The 24,052-nt window shown below is 33.5% G+C and carries 24 protein-coding genes; all 24 read left to right on the plus strand.

All coding sequences use genetic code 11. The features are described from left to right. Positions 1 to 4 precede the first annotated feature (4 nt). Positions 5 to 805 (plus strand): flagellar basal-body rod protein FlgG, encoded by an 801-nt coding sequence (flgG, locus tag TMATH_RS01040; protein ID WP_013149636.1) that lies wholly within the window; start codon positions 5 to 7, stop codon positions 803 to 805. Between the two features lie 23 nt (positions 806 to 828). Then, positions 829 to 1,167, plus strand: coding sequence for a rod-binding protein (locus TMATH_RS01045; RefSeq protein ID WP_013149637.1), 339 nt, complete (start codon positions 829 to 831; stop codon positions 1,165 to 1,167). A 143-nt stretch (positions 1,168 to 1,310) separates the two neighbouring features. Further along, positions 1,311 to 1,739, plus strand: a complete 429-nt coding sequence (gene fabZ, locus TMATH_RS01050) for a 3-hydroxyacyl-ACP dehydratase FabZ (RefSeq protein WP_013149638.1) — start codon at positions 1,311 to 1,313, stop codon at positions 1,737 to 1,739. Positions 1,740 to 1,750: 11 nt separating this feature from the next. Further along, on the plus strand, positions 1,751 to 3,316 hold the full coding sequence (gene murJ, locus TMATH_RS01055; protein WP_013149639.1) for a murein biosynthesis integral membrane protein MurJ: 1,566 nt from the start codon (positions 1,751 to 1,753) through the stop codon (positions 3,314 to 3,316). A 20-nt stretch (positions 3,317 to 3,336) separates the two neighbouring features. Next, entirely contained in the window at positions 3,337 to 4,455 is a 1,119-nt protein-coding gene (locus tag TMATH_RS01060; protein WP_013149640.1) for a DUF362 domain-containing protein, read from the plus strand. Between the two features lie 105 nt (positions 4,456 to 4,560). Next, positions 4,561 to 4,722, plus strand: coding sequence for a hypothetical protein (locus TMATH_RS11980; RefSeq protein WP_013149641.1), 162 nt, complete (start codon positions 4,561 to 4,563; stop codon positions 4,720 to 4,722). A gap of 31 nt (positions 4,723 to 4,753) precedes the next feature. After that, positions 4,754 to 5,566 (plus strand): peptidoglycan editing factor PgeF, encoded by an 813-nt coding sequence (pgeF, locus tag TMATH_RS01065; RefSeq protein WP_013149642.1) that lies wholly within the window; start codon positions 4,754 to 4,756, stop codon positions 5,564 to 5,566. 138 nt (positions 5,567 to 5,704) lie between these two features. Then, on the plus strand, positions 5,705 to 5,938 hold the full coding sequence (locus tag TMATH_RS01070; RefSeq protein WP_013149643.1) for a type II toxin-antitoxin system Phd/YefM family antitoxin: 234 nt from the start codon (positions 5,705 to 5,707) through the stop codon (positions 5,936 to 5,938). Between the two features lie 55 nt (positions 5,939 to 5,993). Continuing rightward, the gene (locus TMATH_RS01075; RefSeq protein WP_013149644.1) at positions 5,994 to 6,410 is read left to right on the plus strand and encodes a type II toxin-antitoxin system VapC family toxin; all 417 of its coding nucleotides are present in this window, start codon (positions 5,994 to 5,996) and stop codon (positions 6,408 to 6,410) included. 178 nt (positions 6,411 to 6,588) lie between these two features. Continuing rightward, complete coding sequence (locus tag TMATH_RS01080; protein WP_013149645.1) at positions 6,589 to 9,528, plus strand: sigma 54-interacting transcriptional regulator; 2,940 nt, start codon at positions 6,589 to 6,591, stop codon at positions 9,526 to 9,528. A gap of 57 nt (positions 9,529 to 9,585) precedes the next feature. After that, positions 9,586 to 10,056 carry a PTS sugar transporter subunit IIA gene (locus tag TMATH_RS01085; RefSeq protein WP_013149646.1) on the plus strand — a complete coding sequence of 157 codons (471 nt, stop codon included), beginning with the start codon at positions 9,586 to 9,588 and terminating at the stop codon, positions 10,054 to 10,056. Between the two features lie 102 nt (positions 10,057 to 10,158). After that, positions 10,159 to 10,470 (plus strand): PTS sugar transporter subunit IIB, encoded by a 312-nt coding sequence (locus TMATH_RS01090; RefSeq protein WP_013149647.1) that lies wholly within the window; start codon positions 10,159 to 10,161, stop codon positions 10,468 to 10,470. A 23-nt stretch (positions 10,471 to 10,493) separates the two neighbouring features. Then, positions 10,494 to 11,873: a PTS transporter subunit IIC gene (locus TMATH_RS01095; protein ID WP_013149648.1), complete on the plus strand. Its 1,380-nt coding sequence runs from the start codon at positions 10,494 to 10,496 to the stop codon at positions 11,871 to 11,873. A gap of 101 nt (positions 11,874 to 11,974) precedes the next feature. Next, positions 11,975 to 12,934, plus strand: a complete 960-nt coding sequence (locus TMATH_RS01100) for a phosphoglycerate dehydrogenase (protein ID WP_003868268.1) — start codon at positions 11,975 to 11,977, stop codon at positions 12,932 to 12,934. Positions 12,935 to 12,966: 32 nt separating this feature from the next. Continuing rightward, the gene (locus TMATH_RS01105; RefSeq protein WP_013149649.1) at positions 12,967 to 13,263 is read left to right on the plus strand and encodes a UxaA family hydrolase; all 297 of its coding nucleotides are present in this window, start codon (positions 12,967 to 12,969) and stop codon (positions 13,261 to 13,263) included. Next, on the plus strand, positions 13,253 to 14,422 hold the full coding sequence (locus TMATH_RS01110; RefSeq protein WP_013149650.1) for a UxaA family hydrolase: 1,170 nt from the start codon (positions 13,253 to 13,255) through the stop codon (positions 14,420 to 14,422). Before TMATH_RS01105 ends, TMATH_RS01110 begins: the two co-directional genes overlap by 11 nt. Positions 14,423 to 14,516: 94 nt before the next feature. After that, positions 14,517 to 15,662: a galactonate dehydratase gene (dgoD, locus tag TMATH_RS01115; protein WP_013149651.1), complete on the plus strand. Its 1,146-nt coding sequence runs from the start codon at positions 14,517 to 14,519 to the stop codon at positions 15,660 to 15,662. 88 nt (positions 15,663 to 15,750) lie between these two features. Further along, entirely contained in the window at positions 15,751 to 16,713 is a 963-nt protein-coding gene (locus TMATH_RS01120; protein ID WP_013149652.1) for a phosphoglycerate dehydrogenase, read from the plus strand. A gap of 19 nt (positions 16,714 to 16,732) precedes the next feature. Continuing rightward, positions 16,733 to 17,380 carry a bifunctional 4-hydroxy-2-oxoglutarate aldolase/2-dehydro-3-deoxy-phosphogluconate aldolase gene (locus TMATH_RS01125; protein WP_013149653.1) on the plus strand — a complete coding sequence of 216 codons (648 nt, stop codon included), beginning with the start codon at positions 16,733 to 16,735 and terminating at the stop codon, positions 17,378 to 17,380. Between the two features lie 71 nt (positions 17,381 to 17,451). Next, positions 17,452 to 18,603: an MFS transporter gene (locus tag TMATH_RS01130; protein ID WP_013149654.1), complete on the plus strand. Its 1,152-nt coding sequence runs from the start codon at positions 17,452 to 17,454 to the stop codon at positions 18,601 to 18,603. Between the two features lie 100 nt (positions 18,604 to 18,703). After that, a complete protein-coding gene (locus tag TMATH_RS01135) occupies positions 18,704 to 21,451 on the plus strand; it encodes a sigma-54-dependent transcriptional regulator (protein WP_013149655.1) in 2,748 nt (915 codons plus the stop codon). 170 nt (positions 21,452 to 21,621) lie between these two features. Then, positions 21,622 to 22,032: a PTS sugar transporter subunit IIA gene (locus TMATH_RS01140; RefSeq protein ID WP_009051966.1), complete on the plus strand. Its 411-nt coding sequence runs from the start codon at positions 21,622 to 21,624 to the stop codon at positions 22,030 to 22,032. A gap of 228 nt (positions 22,033 to 22,260) precedes the next feature. Continuing rightward, on the plus strand, positions 22,261 to 23,040 hold the full coding sequence (locus TMATH_RS01145) for a PTS mannose/fructose/sorbose/N-acetylgalactosamine transporter subunit IIC (RefSeq protein ID WP_009051965.1): 780 nt from the start codon (positions 22,261 to 22,263) through the stop codon (positions 23,038 to 23,040). Between the two features lie 18 nt (positions 23,041 to 23,058). Beyond that, the gene (locus TMATH_RS01150; RefSeq protein ID WP_009051964.1) at positions 23,059 to 23,946 is read left to right on the plus strand and encodes a PTS system mannose/fructose/sorbose family transporter subunit IID; all 888 of its coding nucleotides are present in this window, start codon (positions 23,059 to 23,061) and stop codon (positions 23,944 to 23,946) included. Positions 23,947 to 24,052: the final 106 nt, after the last annotated feature.

The following is a 24,052-nucleotide window of genomic DNA, read 5'->3' on the forward strand; positions in this document are numbered from 1 at the left end:
AATTATGATGAGGGCATTGTGGTCTGCGGCTTCTGGTATGACGGCTCAACAGCTTAATGTGGATGTTATTGCGAATAACCTCGCAAATGTGAATACTACAGCTTTTAAAAGAGATAGGGCAGAATTTAAAGATTTAATATACCAAACTTTGCAAAGAGAAAACATATATGGTGGACAAGGCAGACCTGTCAATATGCAAGTAGGAGTAGGTGTGAGACCTTCGGCAATTGTAAAAGATTTTACTGAAGGAAGTCTCCAGCAGACAGATAATCCTTTAGATTTGGCATTAGATGGAGAAGGCTTTTTTGCTGTACTGGGGCCTGATGGCACAGTTTATTACACAAGGGATGGAAGTTTCAAACTAAGTGCGGACGGTAACACTTTGATGTTAGTGACTGCTGACGGTTATCCTGTATTAGATGACAGCGGTAATCCCATAGTTTTTGACAGCACTGGAAAAGATATATCAGTATCGCCAATGGGTGTGATAAGCGTAAAAAATCCTGACGGAACTACTCAAGAAGTAGCTACTTTAGGAATATACAATTTCGTCAATCCGCAGGGGCTTTTAAGTGTTGGTAATAATCTATATGAGCCAACAGAAGCGTCAGGACAGCCTGGCACAAGAGATGACTTTGAAGGAAGAATGGGCAAAGTTATGCAAGGATTTTTAGAGACCTCAAATGTCCAAGTGGTGAAGGAAATGGTGGACATGATTGCCGCACAAAGAGCTTATGAGATAAATTCAAAAGCTATCCAAGCAGCTGATGAAATGCTTGGAATTGCAAATAATTTGAGAAGATAGTTTATTGAAAGGAATGACTTTACATGGAAATAAATCCTGTAGATAATATTAATAATATAAATAAATTACAGATTTATTTACAAAAGCACAGTAGTGATTTTGAGAGAATAATACAACAGGCGATAAGAGATAAAGACCAGCAAAAACTTAAAGAAGCGTGTCAGCAGTTAGAGGCAGTTTTTATAGGAATTATGTTAAATGAGATGAGAAAGACAATTCCAGAGGACCCTTTGACAGGAGATAGTCTTGCAAATGATGTTTTTACCTCTATGTTATATGATAAATATGCGGAGATGTTAGCTCAAAATGGCTCTTTTGGACTTGCGGAACAAATGTATAATCAACTTTCTAAAAAAGTATAAAAGCTATTATTTTTACCTACTAACTTTTGACACGCACAAGGGCGCTTGCCCTTTTTATTTTTCATTTTTTTGTGATATAATCAATGATAAGCTATTTGCTTTGTTTATTCTTATAATTTGGCTAAAAAGAGGTGAAACATAGGGTGGAAAACAAGGACATAAAAAAAATTCTTCCACACCGATATCCTTTTTTATTAGTGGATAGAATAATAGAAATCGAAGAAGGGAAAAAAGCTGTTGGAATAAAAAATGTGACGGCTAATGAACCTTTTTTTCAAGGGCATTTTCCAGACAACCCTATAATGCCAGGAGTTCTTATTATTGAGGCATTGGCGCAAGTAGCCGGTATTGCTGTTATGAATATAGAAGAATTCAGAGGCAAATTAGGGCTTTTTACAGGTATTAATAAATGTCGTTTCAAAAAAGTGGTAAGGCCTGGTGACCAACTTGTTTTAGAGGTTTTGATAGATTCTATAAAGATGGGAGTTGTTAAAGCTAAAGGTATTGCAAAAGTTGGAGATGAAATTGCAGCTACTACAGAGCTTATGTTTATAATGACTGAAGAGGGGTAGGAGTTGGATATATGTCGACAGCTAAAAAAACTGTAAAAGCAGCTGGCATCATAATGATAATAACTCTACTGAGTAAAGTATTTGGATTTTTGAGAGATATGACTTTAGCTTTCCAATTTGGGACCTCTGTTTCCATGGATGTATACAATATGGCAACTGTTATACCTATGATACTTTTTGCAGCGGTGACTGCAGCAATAGCTACTACTGTTGTACCAATATTTACGGAATACTTTCAAAAAGATGGAAAACGGAAGGCATTTGATTTTATAAACAATTTGCTAGGGATAGTCTTATTAGCGACTATAATTTTAACTATTTTAGGCTTTTTATTTGCGCCTTATCTGGTAAAGTTTGTGGCGCCAGCTTTTACAGGGGAAAAATTTGAGTTGACAGTAAAACTTACAACTATATTATTACCTACAATGGTGTTCATTGCTGCATCTAATATTTTCACTGGTGCTCTTCAGTCTATGGAACATTTCACTATTCCAGCTATGATAGGCATCCCTTACAATATTATCGTAATAACGGTAGCAATTTTATATGGAGACAAATTTGGAATTACAGCAGTAGCTTATTCTATAATTATTGCTACTTTTCTACAAGCATTAATGCAATTACCTGTTTTGTACAAATTAGGTTATAGATTTAGGGTGAAAGTAGATTTCAAAGATGAAGGAGTAAAAAGGGTCGTTTTATTAGCAATGCCTGTACTTATGGGAACAGGTATACAAACTATAAATGTGTATGTAGATAGAGTTATAGCTTCTTTTTTGCCTGATGGGAGTATTGCTGCATTGAATTATGCCAATAGGCTTAATATGTTTGCGCTAGGTATTTTTTCAACAGCAATTGCAACTGTCATATATCCCGTTTTATCTAAGCATTCAGTAGCTGATGACACAGAAGGTTTTCTAAAAAGTTTAAATTTTGCAGTGAGTGGTATTTTATATATATTAATACCTGTATCAGTCGGGGCAATGGTACTCCGAATGCCTATAATAAAAGTATTATTTGAAAGAGGAGCTTTTGATGAGAATTCAACATATCTTACTTCAATTGCCCTTTTTTATTATGCGATAGGAATGACTGCATATGGCCTGAGAGATGTCTTAAGTAGAAGTTTTTACTCTATGAAAGACACAAAAACTCCAATGATAAATGGTGCCATGGCTGTATTATTAAATATTGCACTTAATTTAATTTTGGTAAGATATTTAAAATTAGGAGGACTTGCACTTTCTACTTCTATTGCGGCTATATTTGCTACTTTTCTTTTATTTTATTCTTTAAAAAGAAAAGTAGGGAAAATAGATGGAAAATACATGTTTATGAGTTTTATAAGAGCAATGTTGGCATCAATTGTAATGGGGGTACTAGTGCATTTTATGTATAATAATTTTATTGTTAAAATGCCGTCAGACAAAAGAATTTATGAGGCTATAGCCCTGTTTATAACTATATTAGCAGGGGCTATAATTTACTCGGTTATTGTATTGGTTATTGATAGGTCTGCTTTTTCCTATTTTAAAAAAGGCATAAGATTTGTAAATTCTAAATTTGTAAAAAATTAATTTAAAAATGAGGTGATATCATGAAATCAAAAGTGTATTTTTACAATTTGAGGGCAAATAAAGCTAGCAGTAGTTTGTCTTCCAAAGTAGCGAGAATTTTTGATGTAGCAGGTTTTAAAAACATTATTGATAAAAATGACTTGGTAGCTATAAAAATTCATTTTGGAGAAAAGGGAAACAACGCTTACATCAACCCTATATATGTAAGAAAAGTGGTTGATAAAATCAAGAGTTATGGGGGAAAGCCCTTTTTAACAGATACAAATACTCTTTACAAAGGTAGTCGTTCAAATGCAGTTGACCATTTGACAACAGCAATTGAAAATGGTTTTGCATATGCTGTTGTAAATGCACCAATAATAATTGCTGACGGCATTTTAAGTAAAGACTCTGTAGAAGTGAAAATTGACAAAAAACATTTTGATACTGTAAAAATTGCTTCAAATATTTTTTTTGCAAACTCAATGATTGTAATGTCACACTTTAAAGGTCATGAACTGGCTGGTTTTGGAGGAGCCATCAAAAACTTAGCTATGGGGTGTGCACCTGCGGCAGGAAAACAACAGCAGCATTCAACAGTGCAGCCTGTTGTAGGAAAGGGATGTACCGCATGTCAAATGTGTATCAGGAATTGCCCCGTAAATGCGATATCTTTGGTCAATGGTTCAGCTTATATTGACCCTTCTATATGTATAGGGTGTGGAGAATGCGTGTCCATTTGTCAATATGGCGTGATAAAGCCTCAATGGGGAACTGATATGGATGCTTTTGTAGAGAGAATGACAGAATACGCATATGGCGCTTATTCTACAAAAAAAGACAAAATTGCTTTTATAAACTTTATCATGAATGTTACGCCCCTTTGCGATTGCACTCCTTGGAGTGATGCGCCGATTGTTCCAGATATAGGAATATTGGCTTCCTTTGACCCTGTTGCTATAGACCAGGCAAGCTATGACCTTGTAAATCAACAATTTGGTCATAAAGGTACAGCTTTAGAAGAAGCGGGATATGGCATGAATCCTGGAGAAGACAAATTTAAAGCTTTGCATCCTGAAACAAAAGGAGAACTACAATTAAAATACGGCGAGGAAATCGGCTTGGGTACAAGAGATTATGAACTTGTTGAACTAAAATAGCAGGTTAATCCTGCTATTTTTTTTAAAATTTTTAATGATTTTTGGTAACGTTTGTAGTAATATAATAAGTAGAGAAATTAACGGGAGATAAAGGAGAGAAATTTAATGGAAAAGTATTTTGTTATAATTTCCATAATTTCGGTGGTAACACTAATATTGCTTTTATTAGTTCTGATAGCTTTTGTTAAATGGACGAATAGAATTTTTGGAATTGAAAATGAGAAAAAGGGGAAAAATGACAAAGATAAAAAAGAAAGAAATAATTAGTATGGCATAAAAAGTAAAAAGGAGTGATACTTTGGAAATAGGTTTTAAAAGAAATGAGGTAAAAGGAGTAATTTTTTATACAATACCATCTTTTGAAAAGACAGGACTTGTCAAACACCTTTTTACTACTAGAATTGGCGGTGTAAGTAAAGGCAAATATGCTTCCTTGAATTTAAGCTTAAAAAGATATGATACTAAAGAGGAAGTCTATGAAAATTTTAAAATAATATGCGATATTGGCGGTTTTTCCTACGAAGATATGGTTTTTTCAGACCAGGTTCATGGTGATGTTATAAGAAAAGTGACTCTAAAGGATAAAGGAAAAAACTTTGGAGGAAGCGATATTTCTGGCGTAGATGCCCTTATGACTAATGAAAGAGGTATTCTGCTTGTTACATTTTATGCCGACTGTGTGCCTTTGTTTTTCTTAGACCCTGTCAAAAAAGTTATTGCCCTTGCACACGCAGGATGGAGAGGCACAGTAGCCTACATTGGGCCTAAAACAGTTAATGCCATGAAAGAAGAATACGGCTCAAATCCTAAGGATATACTCGTAGGGATAGGCCCTTCTATATACAAATGCTGCTATGAAGTAGGTGATGACGTTGCGAATAAAATTAAAGATGTTATTGGTGAATGGAAAAAAGTTCTTGTGAAAAAGGCGGAGGGCAAATGGATGCTGGATTTACAGCTTACCAATTATCTTGAACTTATAAATACTGGCATACCAGATGAAAACATTACAGTTAGCCAAATGTGCACCCATTGCAATAGTGAATTTTATTCCTATAGAAGAGACAAAGGCATGACAGGTAGCATGGCAGCTTTTATGGAACTTAGGTAGTTTTTTTATGATATTTGTTCTAATACATAAATTAAAAAATGGTTATTTGTGTTTTTTATATATTGACTATTTCTATGATGAATAATATAATCAAATTGGATAACATGTAGAATAGGCATAGTAAAAGAGGTGATAAAAATGAAAGTAAGCGCTACAGAATTCAAAACAAGAGTCGGCAAGTATTTAGAATTAGTTGATAAGGAAGAAATTATTATAACGAAAAATGGCCGTGAAGTTGCGAAACTTATTCCAGCAAAAAAAGAAGGTACACCAAATGCAGATTTTTTGTATGGAATTTTATCTGACTATCCTGACAAAAATATAACTGCTGAGCAAATACGGGAAGAAAGAATAAGAAATAAATACAATTAAAGGGGAGGGAGAAATTACCCGTTAAATAACAATATGGGTATAATGGGGTAAATAAATGAAAGTGTTAATTGATACTAATGTTATTCTTGACGTTTTATTGAAAAGAACTCCCTTTGACGTAGATGCTTATAACATATTAAAATTAGCAGAAGAAAAAAAGATAAATGCGTATTTAGCTGCTTTTTCAATTACGGATATATATTATTTCATAAATAAAAACCTTTCTCACAATGAAAGCATAAAAGCATTAGAAGCTTTGCTAAGTATAGTAGAAGTAGTTAGTATAACAAAATATGACATAAAGAAAGCAATGAATTTGAAGGAGTTTGGAGATTTAGAAGGTGCTCTGCAAATGCAATGCTTGAGAAAATTAAAAGGTGATTTGATTATTACAAGAGATGAGAAATTTCAAAAAATAACTAACAAAGCAATATCACCAAAAGATTTTTTATCCAATAAAGGCTTAACTTAAAGACTAATACAAATGCTACCATACTTTTTATGACATAAGACCTATTAAGGTCTTTTTTATTTTATCTAAAAACTTTTGTTCACAACTTATGCAATTTAACTAAATATTCCGCTACAATTCATGCCATATTTATGGTATATTTTTTGCATAATGTACATTGGAAGGGAGGCATGTCGCCATGATTGATAAAATTTTTGAAATTATACAAAAAGAAGATAGAAGAAATCCTTTAACAGATGAACAAATAGCATCAATCCTCAATATTAAAAGAGAAGATGTGACACAATTTAGACTAAAAAATAATATTCCTGACTCAAGAGAAAGAAGAAAACCTTACCTTTTAGAAGATGCTAAAAAAATAATTTCAAAGGACCCAAATATTTCAGATAGAAATTTGACAAAAGAGTTAAATAATTTAGGATACAACATTTCTCGCTTTGTGGCTGCACAAATAAAAAAAGAAATTTTAAAAAGCGAAAGTAGTGAAACTCTAGTTAAATCAGAAATTTTCCAAAACGCTGAAAAACAGAAGGTTGATAAAGACCATAATTCCAATAAAGATACATTGTCCTTTAAAGATATCATTGGCAGTGAAGGAAGTCTTAGGGTTCAGATAAGCCTTGCAAAAGCTGCTGTTTTATATCCTCCTCATGGGCTTCACACTTTAATAGTTGGGCCTTCAGGATCTGGTAAAAGCCAGCTTGCAGAAGCAATGTATAGTTTCGCCATAGAGTCCAGACGATTTAATAAAAATGCGCCTTTTGTGGTTTTTAACTGTGCTGATTATGCGGACAATCCTCAGCTTCTTATGTCCCAGCTTTTTGGCTATGTTAAAGGGGCTTTTACAGGTGCGGATGCTCCTAAAGCAGGATTAGTGGAAAAAGCTGATGGGGGAATACTCTTTTTAGATGAGGTTCATAGGCTTCCTAGTGAAGGGCAGGAAATACTCTTTTCTATTCTTGATAAAGGAAAATTTAGAAGATTAGGAGAGACAGAAAGTACTCGAGAGGTTCAAATCATGTTAATTGCTGCAACCACAGAAAATCCAGAGTCTTCTTTGTTGCTTACTTTTAGACGAAGAATTCCTGTCTTGATAGAACTGCCTTCTTTAGCTGATAGACCTCCGCAAGAAAGGTACGAAATCATATATAACTTTTTCTCCAAAGAGTCTTTTAGGATTAACAAACCAATTATCATAAAAAAAGAGGCAGTAAGAGCGCTTATGCTATATGATTGTCCCGGCAATCTTGGACAATTGAGAAGCGACATACAGGTTGCTTGTGCTAAAGCCTTTTTGAACTCTATGGGAAGCAAAGATTCTTTATTGACAATAAACCTGTTAGACTTACCCAACCATGTCAAGATGGGAATAATCAGAGTAAGCAAGAGAAGCCCTGAAATTGAAAAGTATTCAAATGAAGATGTTTTAGTATATCCTGATAAGGAAAATAAGTTGTATCCAAAAGAAGACAGATATATGCTTCCGGATGAAATATATCAATTTATAGAAGAAAGGTTTATTGACTTGAAAAATCAAGGCCTTACCAAAGAAGAAATAGATAAAATTGTGGGGAAAGAAATAGAAGAGGAGTTAAAAAGGTTTGCTATAAATGTCAAATCCAACGTCGCAATTTCAAAAAAGGATTTAAAAGGGATAGTAGGAGAAAAAATTGTGGAGGCGGCTGAAAAAGCTTATGAAATTGCTAAAAAAAGCTTTAGTAGGTTAGAGGAAAACTTATTTTACTCACTTGCTATCCATTTAAGTGCAACTTATGAAAGAATATTAAGCGGCAAGCCTATAATCAACCCACAATTGGAAAATATTATAAGAGAATATCCAGCGGAGTATTCTACCGCTAAAATAATGGCAAAACAAATAGAGAAAGAATTAGGCATCGAGTTACCAGAGGAAGAAATAGGCTTTATTACCATGTATTTGAGGACGTTTTCAGACGAAAAAGAAATAGTAAAGGGCAGGGTAGGTGTCGTTGTGCTTACGCACGGTCATGTTGCAAGTAGCATGGCGGAAGTGGTTAACAAACTTTTAGGGGTAAATCATGCGGTTGGTATAGATATGGCGTTGGATGAAAGTCCAGAATCTGTTCTTGAGAGGACAATTGAAGTAGTGAAAAGAATAGACGAAGGCAAAGGCTGCATTATTTTGGTTGACATGGGCTCGCTTATCACTTTTGGTGAAATTATAACTAAACGGACAGGAATACCTACGAGAGTGGTAGGAAGAGTAGACACGGTTATGGTGTTGGAAGCTGTCAGAAGAGCTATTATACCGGATACTAATTTAGATGAAATAGCAGATGCGTTAGACGTAGATAAAACGTATATAGGAAGAGTTGAAGATATAAAGAGTAAAGATAAACTTCCAAAAGCGATTGTAACTGTATGTATTACAGGAGAGGGAACAGCATTAAAAATAAAGAAATATATTGAAGATGTCTTACCACAACTAAAAGGTAATTACAAAATAATACCTGTTGGAATGCTCAGGCAGGAAGATATTGAAAAAGAAATTTCAAAAATAAGAGAAGAAAATGAAGTGGTAGCTTTTGTTGGTACAATAAATCCCGGCATAAAAAGTATACCTTTTATATCTGTAGAAGAAGTTTTAAATGGGGAGGGGATTGAAAAGCTTAAAAAAATTGTTAATTTAGAGAAGGAAAATCCTTTAAAAGAAGTAATACAGGAAGACCTTATTTTGTATGATTTAGATACATCTATGAAAAGCGATGTTATAGATAAATTGGTGGAGATATTGCAAGATAAAGGCTATGTGGATGAAAGGTTCTTACTAAGTGTATATAAAAGAGAGTCAATGGGGGCTACTATTTTAAAAGGAGGAATTGCAATACCTCATGGTTACCCGGAACATGTCACAAAACCTGCCATAGCGATTGCAAAATTAAAAGAGCCTATTTATTGGGAAGGAGAATTTAAGGCAGATTTAGTGTTTATGATAGCGCTAAAGGAAGATTCAAAGGATTATATGTTTTACTTATATAAAGTTATGACGGATGAAAAAATCATAGATGCTTTGAAAAGAGCTAAAAGCCCAACACAAATAAAAGATATAATTTTAAAGAATACAATATCAGCCGAATAATTGGCACGATATTTGCGAGATATAAAAGCAGACATTTTAATCAAGGAGGAAACAATAATGAACTTTTCAGAGTTTCTTCATGAAGAATTGATTATTCCCAAAATGAAAGCTAATAGTCAAGAAGAAGTATTTAAAAGATTGTATGAGTTACTATTAAAAAATGGATATGTAAAAGAAAGTTTTTTGGAAGGAATAAAAAAACGAGAGCAGTCTTTTCCGACAGGATTACTTCTAAATAAATATAATGTAGCGTTGCCTCATACTGATGTAGAGCACGTTTTAAAATCAGCTGTTGCAGTGGCTACTTTATCAAAACCAATTGTATTTAAAAACATGGCTAATCCACAGCAAGATGTAAATGTAAATATAGTATTTATGATAGCCTTGAATGAAAGTGGTGGACAGGTTAAAATGTTACAACAAATAGTTCAATTGATCCAAAATGATTCATTACTTGAGGAACTAATGATGGCAGAAAGTGGAAAAGAAATAATAAAAGTTATAAAAAATATTTCGTATGAAAATTAAATAAAGTAAGTCAAAAACACAAAATTTAGAAAATTACAATATCCTGTATCTATTATATAGTACTTGGCAGTAAATAATTAAGAAGAAAGGAGGTGGGATAAGATGGAAACCACAGAAAAGAATAAAAAAGTTCGTGTACTTGTGGTATGTGCAGATGGTGTAGCAACTTCAACAGTGGTATTTGTTTCTTTGAGAGAGGAATTAGAAAAAAGGGGAATAAAAGCTGAGTTTGTGCAAGGTAGAGTAATGGATGTGGAAAGGATGACTAAAGATGGCAATTTTGATTTTGTAGTTTCTACGGCAGGAACTTCATTGGATGTAGAAATTCCTGTTATAAGTGGTGTTCCGTTCTTAACAGGTATAGGTAGAGAGCAAGTATTTAATCAAATTTTAGAAATCATTAACAAAAATTAACATAAATAAGGAGGTAAAGAAAAATGTTTGCAGTGCTTGTGAAAACTTTTGGAGCTGCCGTTCTCCTCCCTATTTTTATACTAATTCTTGAATTAATCCTGGGAGTAAAATTTTCAAAAGCCATAAGGTCAGCCCTTTATATAGGTATTGGGCTTAATGGATTGATATCAATTCTTAATCCATATTTTCTTGGAGCAGTCGGAAAAGCTGTTTCAGATATGATTACTACAAAAGGAGTTCACTTACCTTATGTTGATACTGGATGGGCCCTCTTAGCGGCTGTAGGATATTCAACAAAAATTGGAGCATTAATTATTCCGATTGGCATAGGTGTTAATCTTATAATGCTTTTACTACGTTGGACAAATACTTTAGACTTAGATATATGGAATTTTTGGCATTGGGCCTTTGTTGGCAGTATGACATACTATGCAACAAATAATCTCTGGTTTGGTATTTTAGCTGCAGTAGCTATTGAGATATTTCTTCTTGTAATTGCTGATATTACAGCGCCTACGATGCAAAAATTTTTTAATCTACCAGGGCTTTCTTTCCCACATGCCAGTGGACAAGGTGCTGTATTATTAGCTCCTCCTTTTAAATGGCTTTTTACCAAAATTGGATTAACCAAGTTGCAAATTAGTTCTCGAACTGTTAAAGAAAAATTTGGTATACTAGGAGATTCCGTTGTAATAGGTTTTATAATTTCCTCCATTATAGGATTTCTTGCATGGGGCAATCGATTAGGAGATATTCAGACCTGGTCACAAATTCTCACTTTAGGTATAGGAACAGGCGCTTATATCTATCTATATCCTAAAGCAACTGGTGCTCTTTTAGAGGGATTTGTTCCTCTTAACGAGAGGGTAAGAGATATTCTTTCGAGAAAGGGAATTCAAAGAGAATTAAACTTTGGGATGGATTCGGCTCTTACTGTAGGGCATCCAGACGTTATTACAACAGGATTATTAACTATGATAACTGCTGTTCCTCTTGTATTTCTTTTGCCTGGTAATAAGTTTCTAATGCTAGCGGATTTAGGTGTAACACCTTTCTTTCTGGCTTCAGCAGTAACAGCAGTTATGGGGGGAAATATTATCGCTTCTTATATTACTACAGTTGTTGGCCTAATTATAACTTTGTATATTTCCAGTGCTGGATCTCCACTTTTCTTCCATACAGTAACTTCTTTGGGAATTTCGCTACCTGAAACAGGAGCAGCTATGGTTGGTGCAGATATTAGACCGCTACATGGTTTGTTTTACTTCTTAGGTAAAACGCCTATAGGGCTTATTGTACTGTATGTCAGTATTTTTGTAATATTGTTCTCTTTTAAGAAAAATCCTACCGCATGGTATAGGGCATTTGGTTATGCTGAGGATGGAACTAGTGAGAATAGATAATAGAAAATAATTTTAGTAATTAGATAAAAAAGGGAAAGGTTATAAAGGGGTTATGTACTCCTTTATAACCTAATTTACAAAAATAAGGGAGGATTCTATAAATGAAAAAATGGAAAGTTGTTAGTACAGCAGTTACATTTGGAAAAATTAACAAAGAACCAGTAGAACGTCTCGAAGAATTTGGTTGTGAAGTTATACTTAATCCTTTTGGAAGACCTTTTACAAATGAAGAAATAATAAGATATGCTTCTGATGCGGATGCATTGATAGTAGGAAATGATAAAGTTCCAGGGGATGTTATCAAAAAATGTAAGAAACTCAAGATTATTGCAAAACATGGAGTAGGAGTAGATAGCATCGACGTTAAAACTGCGAATCAATTGGGCATTATTGTTACTAATGCTCCTGGCACTAATAGCGAAGAAGTTGCTGATTTAGCTTTTGGATTACTTCATATGCTTGCTCGTGGGCTTTATCAAGCAAATGCTGATACAAAAAATGGTAAGTGGATTAAGCCAGTTGGTATAAGTTTAAGTAAAAAAACTATTGGAATTATCGGAGTTGGTGCAATAGGTACTGCAGTGGCAAAACGAGCTACTGGATATGATATGAATATTTTAGGATATGATATCAAGAAAAATCCATTAGCTTTGGAGCTAGGAGTAAAGTATGTGGGGCTAGAGGAACTTTTATCAGAAGCAGATTTTATAAGTTTGCATTTACCATTAACCAACGATACATTAAATATTCTTAATGCAGATAAATTTAAATTAATAAAAAAAGGTGCTATTATGATTAATACTGCTAGGAGTCAACTTATTGATAATGAAGCTCTTTACAACTCTTTGATAGATGGAACTTTAAAGGGGTATGCTACTGATGTATATGATTTTGAACCTCCTAGGCATTTGCCTTTTTTTGACTTACCTAATGTTATATTAACACCTCATATTGGTGGAACAACTGTTGAATCAAATAAACGAATGGGTAATACTGCTGTTGATAATGTAATTGCAGTTTTAAAAGGCGAAACTCCTCCTAATATTGTTTTGGTTGATTAGAGCTAAGCTAAAGTAAATGAGGGGCGATATAAATGCCGAGTACAAAAAAAGCAATTCTTTTAAATAAAGCGGATAGTGTTGCAACGGCATTGTCACAGATTCAAAAGGGTGATGTTGTAGATATTATTTATAATAATGAAACAGTTAATAAACTAATTGCGTTAGACGATATAGAAATATATCACAAAATCGCAGTAGTACCTATTCAATCCGGAAATAACGTTTATAAGTATGGTGAGGTTATAGGTAAAGCTATTAAATCTATAGAAATTGGCCAGTGTGTTCATATAGATAATATAGAGAGCGTGAGGATAAGAAATGAAAATTAAGGCATACAAAAGACCAGATGGCAAATATGGAATAAGAAATAAAGTTTTAATTTTACCTTCTGTAGGATGTGCAAATGAAACAGTAAGATTAATATCGGAACAAGTTCAAGGTACGACATATATAACTAATCCAAAGGGATGTGGGCAAATTGGAAATAGTGTGGATCTTATGCGCAGGACTTTAATAGGGTTTGCTTTAAATCCTAACGTATATGGAACCATTATAGTTGGATTGGGATGTGAAACTATTCAAGCTTATGATTTATATGAAGAAATTAAAAAAAGGAGTAATAAACCAGTAGAAGTCATAAGTATACAAGGAGAGGGAGGAACACTAAAAACCATACAAAAGGGAATTAAATTAGCACGAAAAATGGTAGAAGAGATGTCAAAAATAGAACGTGAAGAAGTTGACATTTCTAATATAACATTAGCAACTAATTGTGGGGGGTCTGATGCTACTTCTGGAATAGCTGCCAATCCAACATTAGGATATTGTAGTGATATTTTAATAAAAGAAGGGGCTACAGTATTTTTAGGCGAGACTACAGAATTCATTGGAGCAGAACATATATTAGTCAGAAGAACAAAAAATGAAAGAGTCAGGAATAACTTATTAACAATAGTTAAAAATTTAGAAAACGAATTTATTAGATTAGGAATAGATATTAGGGGCGCGAATCCTTCACCGGGAAATATTAAAGGAGGATTGAGCACTTTAGAAGAAAAATCATTAGGCTCGATTATGAAAGGTGGAACAAGCATTATTAATGAAGTTGTACGTTATGGAGAAATTCCGAAAGAAAAAGGTCTCATTATAATGGATACACCAGGGTATGACATTGAGTCTGTTACTGGTATGGTAGCTGGAGGAGCGCAGATATGTGTATTTACCACAGGAAGAGGTACTCCTATTGGTAATCCCATTATACCTTTAATTAAAATAACTGGAAACAAACAAACGTATGAAAAAATGTCGGATAATATTGATTTAGATGTTTCGGATATAATTGAAGGAAAAAAAAGCATTAAGGAATGTGGTGAAATGCTTTTACAAGAGATAATAGATGTATGTAATGGTAAATTAACAAAAGCAGAAATATATGGATTTTCAGAAACGTGTATATATAGAAATCAAGAGATTTGGTGTTCATGGTAAGCTAATAAAACATTTCTTAGATTATAAGAAAAAAGGAAGTATAAAAAGGTTCAACGTAAGTAAGATATTTAAAATGAGGAGGGGAGAAATAAGGATGAAGATTACATCATTAAAGGTATATAAGGTAAAACCAAGATGGATATTTTTAAAGATAGATACAGATGAAGGGATTAGCGGATGGGGTGAATTGATTTCGGGTACTAAAACAGAAACAGTTGTTGCAGGTGCATATGAAATGGGAGAGTATCTTATTGATAAAGACCCGAGACAAATTGAGGATATCTGGCAAGTAATGTATAGGTCTTTTTTTAGAGGCGGTCCTATAAATATGACAATTTTATCAGGCATAGAAATGGCATTATGGGACATAAAAGGCAAATATTATAATATGCCAGTATATGAATTTTTGGGCGGACAAGCAAGAGATAAAATAATGGTTTACTCATGGATTGGAGGGGATAGACCATCAGATGTAGTTGAAGCAGCTTTGGATAGGAAGAATAAAGGTTTTAAGGCAATAAAAATGAATGCCACAGAGGAACTTCATTATATTGATTCATATAAAAAAATTGAAGCTGTTATTGAAAGAGTGGCATCAATAAGAGATGCTGTTGGTTATGAAATGGAGATAGGAATAGATTTCCACGGACGTGTTCATAAGGCAATGGCTAAAGTTTTAGCTAAAGAATTAGAAAAATACAGGCCAATGTTTATAGAAGAACCTGTATTACCTGAAAACAATGAAGCACTAAAAGAAATAGCTAGTCATACATCCATACCTATTGCGACAGGTGAAAGATTATATACTAGGTGGGGATTCAAAGATGTATTGAAAAGCGGTGCTGTAGATATAATTCAACCGGATGTAGCATTAACAGGGGGTATTCTTGAAACTAAAAAAATATCTGCTATGGCAGAAGCGTTTGATGTAGCTGTAGCTCCACATGCTCCGTATGGTCCAATTGCACTTGCTGCTACGTTACAATTAGATGTCTGTACACCTAATGTATTTATACAAGAACAAAGTTTAGGCATACACTATAATCAAGGTTTTGATTTACTTGATTTTGTAAAGAATAAAGAAATTTTTGCGTATAAGGATGGCTTTGTCGATATCCCAAGGGGCCCAGGACTTGGTATTGAAATTGATGAAGAATTAGTCAAAAAAGTTGATATGGAAGGATTACATTGGACTAATCCAAAGTGGAGGAATTACGATGGAACGGTAGCTGAGTGGTAATACTATTAAGCAGTAAATAACGCATATATCGGGTAATTAAAAAGCAATTTAAACAGTAAATAACATTGGATTTTCAAGGGGTGATACAATGTCTAAGTATAAAGTTGTGATTACTGCTAGATCGTTTGGTGAGAGCAGTGATGAGCCGTTCAATATATTAAAAGGGAATGACTGTGAGGTGGTTAAGATTCCGGTTGATAGGCCTTTAAGTGCAGAAGAACTTATACCTTTAGTGAAAGATGCTGATGCACTGATAGTAGGTAATGATAAAGTAACTGAAGATGTAATTAATGCAGGCAAGAAGTTGAAGGTTATTTCTCGATACGGGGTTGGATATGATAATGTTGATTTGAATGCTGCAAAGAAAAAAGGAATTGTTGTAACAAATACTCCAAACGCTAATAATAACTCCGTGGCTGATTTGGTAATTGGGCTCATGCTTGTGCTTGCAAGGAATTTACTTGCTGTAGACAGAATTGTAAAATCTGGCGGATGGAAGAGAATAATGGGTACTGAAATCTACGGAAAGACTCTGGGCATAATTGGCTTAGGAAAGATAGGGAAAGGTGTTGCAAAGAGAGCTAAGGGTTTTGATATGAACGTACTTTGCTATGATGTTTATCCAGATCTAAAATTTTCAGAAGAATATGGAGTAACTTATTGCTCATTTGAGGAACTTTTGAAGCAGTCAGATATTGTAACTATCCATGTTCCATTGACACCGGAGACAAAAGGTCTTATTGGCGAAAGAGAACTTGGCATGATGAAACCAACTGCTTTCTTGATAAATACCTCAAGAGGTGGTATTGTAGATGAAAGCGCACTATACAATGCTTTAGCGAATAAGAAAATAGCAGGGGCTGCACTTGACGTTATGGAACAAGAGCCACCTATTAATAGCCCACTTCTTAAGCTTGACAATGTTGTAATAACATCCCATATTGGAGGATACACATCTGAGGCCATTACTAATATGGGAATTGTAGCTGCGAAAAATGTTGTACTAGTGTTAAATAAAAAGCAAGGCGCACACATAGTTAATGGCGAATAATTTTTAGGAGGGAATGATTATGAAAAGTTATGAGGTATTAAATAAGATTAAGGAAGTAGGAATTTGTGCAATTGTAAGGGGTACGTCCGTTGATTCATTATATAGAATTGCAGATTCACTGATTGCAGGGGGGATAAAAGCTATTGAAGTTGCATTTAATACCCCTGGTGCTGCTAAGATGATAGAAAAGCTTGTTGAAAAATATAGTGATCAGCTGTTAATAGGTGCAGGTACTGTTTTAGATGCTGAAACTGCGAGAATTGCTATACTGTCAGGAGCATCATTTATATTATCACCTTCTTTAAATCTCGAAATGATAAGAATATGCCAAAGGTACAATGTACTACCTGTTCCGGGCATTTCGACACCTACAGAAGCAGTAACAGCGTGGGAAAATGGAGCGCAGATTGTTAAAGTGTTTCCTGCTGGAGTCTTTGGGCCAAACTATATAAAACAGTTAAAAGGACCTTTATCGCAAATAGAAATGATGGCAGTTGGGGCAGTAAATCTTGACAATTTTAAAGATTTTATAAAAGCTGGAGCGTGTTCTGTAGGAATAGGCAGTGAACTTGTAAATAATAAACTTGTCGAAGAAGGAAAATTTGATGAAATAACGAGGAGAGCTGCAGCATTTGTAAATGGGTTCAAAGAAGTTAATTCTAAATAACCAAATTTGTTTTTCCTCCCTTGTTTCCTGTATAATTATTATACACATTAAAAACAAGGGAGGTATTTTTATTGAACAAAAATACATATACAATCGTCATTATTTACCTTTTGATGATGCTCATAGGAATAATAGAAAATGTCAAGGGACCCCTTATACTAAGCATTAAAACCTTTTATAGTGTCGACTATACGATGATGGGTTTGTTTTTATCTGTAGGAAGCTTAGGCTTTATTTTGTCAACTTTTTTTGGAGGCTTTTTAGCAGACAAAATAGGTAGAAAATTAGTTCTTTTAAGTGGTTTGCTGCTTATAATACTGGGTATAATTGGAATTTCAATGGCGCCCAATTTTGTTTTATTCCTTCTTTTTGCTTTTATTATGAACATGGGGATGGGTTCTGTGGAAATAGGCATAAATGCCGTTGCTGCTGTGGTATTTATAATGAATCAGGCAATAATGATGAACTTGCTTCACTTTTTTTATGGAGTGGGAGCTATTATATCCCCTAATATGACTGTGAAGTTACTTCATTTTAACTTTACATGGCAGTTGGTGTATTTGAGTGTAGCGGCTTTAGCTTTTATACTTATGCTGGCTACTTTGGGTATTAAAATACAAGAGGGACAACGTATAATAAAAGAAAAAATAAATTATGGCGAAATATTGGGAAATAAAAGAATGTGGCTTTTTGCAATTATGTTAGGTTTTTATGTTGCTTCTGAACTTGGTGTAGGGAATTGGGCTGTTACATTTTTAAGGACATGGTACAAAATAGATAACACCATAAGCTCTCTATACCTCTCTATCTTTTTTGCTACTTTTACATTAGGGAGATTATTTGGTGGTTTTATTGTCGAAAAGGTTGGTTATCTTAAAAGCCTTTCAACTTTTTCCCTTTGTGCTGCAGTATTTATTGCAATAGGTATGTTGTCAAAAAGTTTAGCCTTTTTAATTTCTATTTCAGGCTTTTTTTATTCAATAATTTTTCCAACCGTTATTGCCACAATTATGAAAGAATTCAAAAAACACGTCAGTGCTATAATTGGTATTACTGTAACCATAGCCTCAACCATAAATATGTTTGCAAATTTTTTAATTGGCAAACTAAACGACCTCTTTGGCGTTTTTGTAGGTTTTTCTGCAATATTGTTATTTATGATTGTAGTAGTTTTTATGTCTTCGATTTTATCTCAAACAATTAAAAAAGAAGTTAGTGAGTAATTACCTCTAAAAATTTTCATTTTTATGTGATATACTTTTAATAAGATTAATTAGTGTGATAATTACAAAAGTTTTAAAGATCTTAAAGGGGAGACCTTTCTTGACAAACAAAGAAAGAGTATTTAATTTGATAAAGGATTTGTCAAAAGATATAAATATTAAAGAAAAGAAGGGATTGACTGCCCAAGAAATTGCAAAAAAATTGAATTTAAGAAGGAATGTGGCAAGCCATTTATTAAATGAACTTTATAAAGAGGGCAAAATAATAAAAATAAACACAAGGCCTGTCTATTTTTTAGACAAAGAAGTTTATGAAAAGAAGGCAAAAGAATTCAAAGAAACGGCTAAAACCTTTGATTCAACTGTAAAGGTTTCAAACGATGACCCTTTTACAAAGCTTATAGGATATAACGGCAGTCTTAAAACACAGGTGAAATTATGCAAATCTGCTGCTTCCTATCCTCCCAATGGATTACCTATTTTACTTATTGGAAATACAGGAGTAGGTAAAAGCTTCATTGCTCAACTTATTTACGAATATGCAAAATCGATCAATGCCATAGATGAAAATGCTCCATATGTGATATTTAATTGTGCTGAGTATGCTAACAATCCTGAACTACTTTCCGCAAACCTTTTTGGCTATGTAAAAGGAGCATTTACAGGTGCTGATAAAGATAAACCCGGCCTTTTAGAAGAAGCGGATGGAGGATATTTGTTTTTGGATGAAGTTCACAGATTGCCGCCAGAAGGGCAGGAAAAACTGTTTCTATTTTTGGACAAGGGAATATTTAGAAGGCTTGGTGAGACAGGCAATTGGAGAACGGCGAAAGTGAGGTTTATTTTTGCTACAACAGAAGACCCTGAGCAAACTCTTACAAAGACTTTTTTAAGAAGAATCCCATTAGTTGTAAATATTCCTTCCCTTTATGATAGACCTTTACATGAAAGGTTACAACTTATCTATAACTTTTACAAAAATGAGGCAAAAAATCTGGGAATGGATATTTTAATAAGCAAGCAAGTATTGAATGTTCTTCTTAAGACCAAAATATCCGGCAACATTGGCCAGCTTATGAATGTCATAAAATACAGCTGTGCTCAAGCCTATAACCATGTCATAAGAGAGAAGACAAATATATTGCGAATCCATCTATATGACCTGCCGAGAGAAATGCAGGCTGATTTAGATATAATAAAAAGTAATTTTCACTTTAACGGCATGTTAATTTCTCACAATAGGAAAGATGAAGATTTAACATGGGATAAAGGAGACGATAGAGAGGTTTATGAGGTAGTGAACAAGCTATTTGAACTATTTGAGAGATATAGCAGCAAAGAAATAAGTGAGGATACTTTTAAAAAAGACGCTTTAATTTATTTGAATGAATTTACAGATAAAATAATTTTTAAAAATGACAATACTTATATAGATTCGATAGTTTTCAATGCTATCAAAAGCGTAGTGGAGAATGTGTTAAATATAATACAAAATATGTATGGGATTAAATATTATGGTAATTCAGTTTTAGTATTGACGCATTTTATTAATTATTTATTAAGCGATGTAACTTACGAGAAGTATTCTGAGAATATAAAAATGGTATACAGAGTTTTGAAAAATGTTTTTCCCAAAGAGTTTATAATAGCTAATAAAATGGTAGAACTTATTGAAGTTAACCTGGACGTCAAGCTCAACCAAATAGCTGTAATTTATTTTACGCTTTATATTAAAAGTTTAAATAAAAGTGACAATACAAATCTCATAAATTCTATAATAATAGCCCATGGTTATTCAACTGCCAGTAGCATAGCCAGCGTCGCCAATAGGCTTTTGGGACAGTTTGTTTTTGAAGCTTTTGATATGCCAATTGAGATGTCAACACAGGAAATTATGCTAAAAGTTCAAGATTATTTAAAGAATATAGATACCTCCAAAGGAATCATTATATTGGTTGATATGGGTTCTTTAGAGGAGATATACAAGTCTTTGACTGACATTGTCGAGGGAGACATAGCAATTATTAATAATATTACTACTCAATTGGCTTTAGACGTTGGCAACAAGATAATGCAAAATCAGCCTATAGAACAAATTGTTACAGAATCAATCCAAAGAAATAGCAGTAGTTATAAACTCATTAAGTCGCAAAAAAATAAAAGAAATGCTATTATTGCTACTTGTATAACGGGAATAGGAACTGCTGTAAAAATAAAAGAACTTTTAAAAGAATGCTTTGTAAATGAAGATATTGAAATAATTGCGTACGATTATAATAGACTTAAAGGTAATGGTGTAAAAGACGAGATATTTAAAGACTTTAATGTTAAATTAATTATTGGTACAGCAGATCCTGGCATAAAAGAAATACCTTATTTGTCGTTAGAAGATTTGATTGCTGGAAAGGGCGATGTACTATTGAGTAAAGTTTTAAGAGGGGTTGCGGATGCTGAAAAAATTCAGCGAATCAATCAAACGATAGTCAGACTTTTTTCTTTGCAAAATGTGTTACATCATTTGACAATATTAAATCCTGATAAAATAATTGCTCAAGTTGAAAAAGCTATTTCCGATTTAGAAAGATTCATTGGTGTGAGGTTTTCAAATGATTTAAAAATAAGCTTATATATACACGTTAGTGTAATGATTGAAAGATTAGTAATGAAAGAGCCCATTGTGTTTTACAGTAGTTTAGAAGAGTTTGAACAGTGTCATAGACAGTTCATAAATTTCGTTAAATCTTCTTTTAGTGTCATAGAAGAGATGTACAAAATTGAAATTCCTACATCAGAAATAAGGCTGATATATGATATTATAAAAGATAGAGTAGCAGAGTTAAATGTGTAATTAATCAAAGCATGCTGAATAGTTAGTACACTATTTGGCATGCTTTTTGCATTATAAAGAAGCAGATAAAAATTTAAAATAAAGTATAGTTAACATCAACTTTTAAAAAAGTTTCAAAGAAGTATTTTAAAATTCAAAGTTAAAGATATTAGCAAAGCGGAGGTGTAGTAGTGAAAGAAAAATTCGTACTAATTATTACACATGGAAATTTTGGGAAAGGATTATTAAACGGAATTGAGGTGATTATGGGAAAACAGGAAAATGTGCTAGCCTTGGGACTTAATTTAGGGGATAATATCGAGCTTTTAAGAGCTGAAGTTGAAAAGATTGTTAGAGAAAAGCTAAGAGAGAACAAGGAAGTAATAATTGCTGTGGATTTATTTGGGGGAAGTCCATTTAATGTTGCACTTTATGTTATGAAAAATTACGATGTAAAAGTTATAACAGGAGTTAACATGCCTATGCTTATAGAATTGCTGTCTTCACTTAATGCATGTGACACAAAAGAACTGATAAATAACATATACAAAGTTGGTGTTGATGGTATTAAGGTAATTGAGAAGAATTCACTTAGTTTGTGAAGAAAGAGAGGTGAAACAGCATACGAGTAAAAAAATAGCAGACAGTTGGAGGGAATACAGTCTAACTCGAGTAATAACAAAGAAGGCTCTACAGAGGTAAGCTAGAGATTCCAAGTTCTTGTTAACAGTTATACAATAATACCAGAAGATAATATTTTTCTGCTTAAAGCTGAAGTTTTAGCCAGAAATTTCCAAAATTATATTATACGAGATAGGGGGAAATGAAAAATGCAAATGAGTTTAAGTATTTCACAGGCAGCTTTGATAGCTTTATGGATAGCAATAGTAGAGGCACGTGCTCTTGGTTACTCTACATTAATGCTTCGTTTTAGTCCTTTGATGACAGGCTTAATAGTTGGGATAGTTATGCATGATATTCCAACAGCGATGACTATTACAGCTGCCATTCAATTAATTTATATGGGCTTAATTGCTCCAGGAGGTGCTATGCCAAGTGAACCTGCTGTAGCGACTGCTATAGCAGTACCGGTTGCTATTTTAGGAGGCCTAACTCCAGAAGCAGCAATTGCTATAGCTGTTCCTGTAGGACTTTTAGGTTCTTATCTTTATTCTCTAAGATTTTTTATTAATACATTTATCATTCGTTTAACCGATAAATATGCGGATGAGCTTAATGAAAAAGGATTAACTTTAAGCATTATTGTACTTCCTATACTTGTAAGTTTGGTTCTGTTCTTTCCACTAATGTTTATTGCACTTTATAAAGGAACACCTCTAATAGCTGATTTAGTAAAAACATTAACTGTTGGAAAGGCATTTCATGTGTTAAATGTTGTTGGAGGAGGACTACCTGCATTAGGAATTGCGTTAACACTAACTGTAATAGGAAAAAGAAAATTTCTTGTGTTCTTTCTTTTAGCTTATTTTATGGCTGTAATTTTAAAGCCGCTTAATGTCAATACTGTGACATACGCAATTTTAGGAGGAATAATAGCTTATCTATATGTACTTGTTACACATTCACAGGTTGAAGGGCAAGAAATCTAAAGAGGAGGTAAATGGCATATGATGGAAAACATAGAAGCTAAGGATGATTTAAAGGGTACACAATCTAATTCTACTGATAGTAAAATTACGAAAAAAGATTTACTTTTGAGTTGGATTAGATGGTGGTATGCAAATGAAATTCCTCATAGTTATGACAGAATGATAGCCCCTTCTCTTCTTTGGGGGTTGATGCCTATTTTGAGAAAACTGTATAAAAAGAGTGAAGATTTAAAAGAAGCATATAAAAGACATCTCGTGTTTTATAATACTCAAGCAATTTGGGGCGGTGGGACGATACTTGGAATTACAGCTTCTCTAGAAGAGGCGAGGGCTAGAGCATTGGAGGAGAATAAAGGAGAGGATGTTGTTACTCCGGATGTAATTAATAGCACTAAAGTTGGTTTAATGGGACCACTTGCAGGTATAGGAGATGCTATAGATTCTGGTACAGTTCAATATATTTTAATAGGTATGTTCCTTCCTTGGGCGAAAGCAGGTAGTGCTTTAGGTGCATTAATTCCGTGGATTGCATTTGTGGCTTTAACCTTTACTTATGGATTTTACTTTACTCAGCTAGGGTATCGGTTAGGACGAGCTGCAGCCATTGAAATAGTTAGTGGCAAGGGAATAAGGAGTATAATTGATGGATTATCAATTTTAGGCACATTTATGATGGGGATTTTAGCAGCTTTATATGTATCAGTTAGTACTCCTCTAAAATGGAGCCTTTCAGGGAAAGAGTTTGTGTTGCAAGATATATTGGACAAAATTCTACCTGGGTTATTGCCTTTACTTACTGTGTTATTAGTTTATTTATATTTTTCCAAAAAAGGCTTGAAAATAATACAAGCACTTTTATGGTTAGTAGTTATTTTTGGAGTGTTAGGAGTAATAGGTATACTTTAAAAATATAAAGATTTTAAATTTAAATATATGTTATTGATCCTTGCAGAACCCTTAAAATTCATGTATCTTTGGGTTCTGCAAGGAATTTTGAGATATATATAAACTA

It is taken from the genome of Thermoanaerobacter mathranii subsp. mathranii str. A3, from assembly GCF_000092965.1.
Taxonomy (GTDB): Bacteria; Bacillota; Thermoanaerobacteria; order Thermoanaerobacterales; family Thermoanaerobacteraceae; genus Thermoanaerobacter; species Thermoanaerobacter thermocopriae.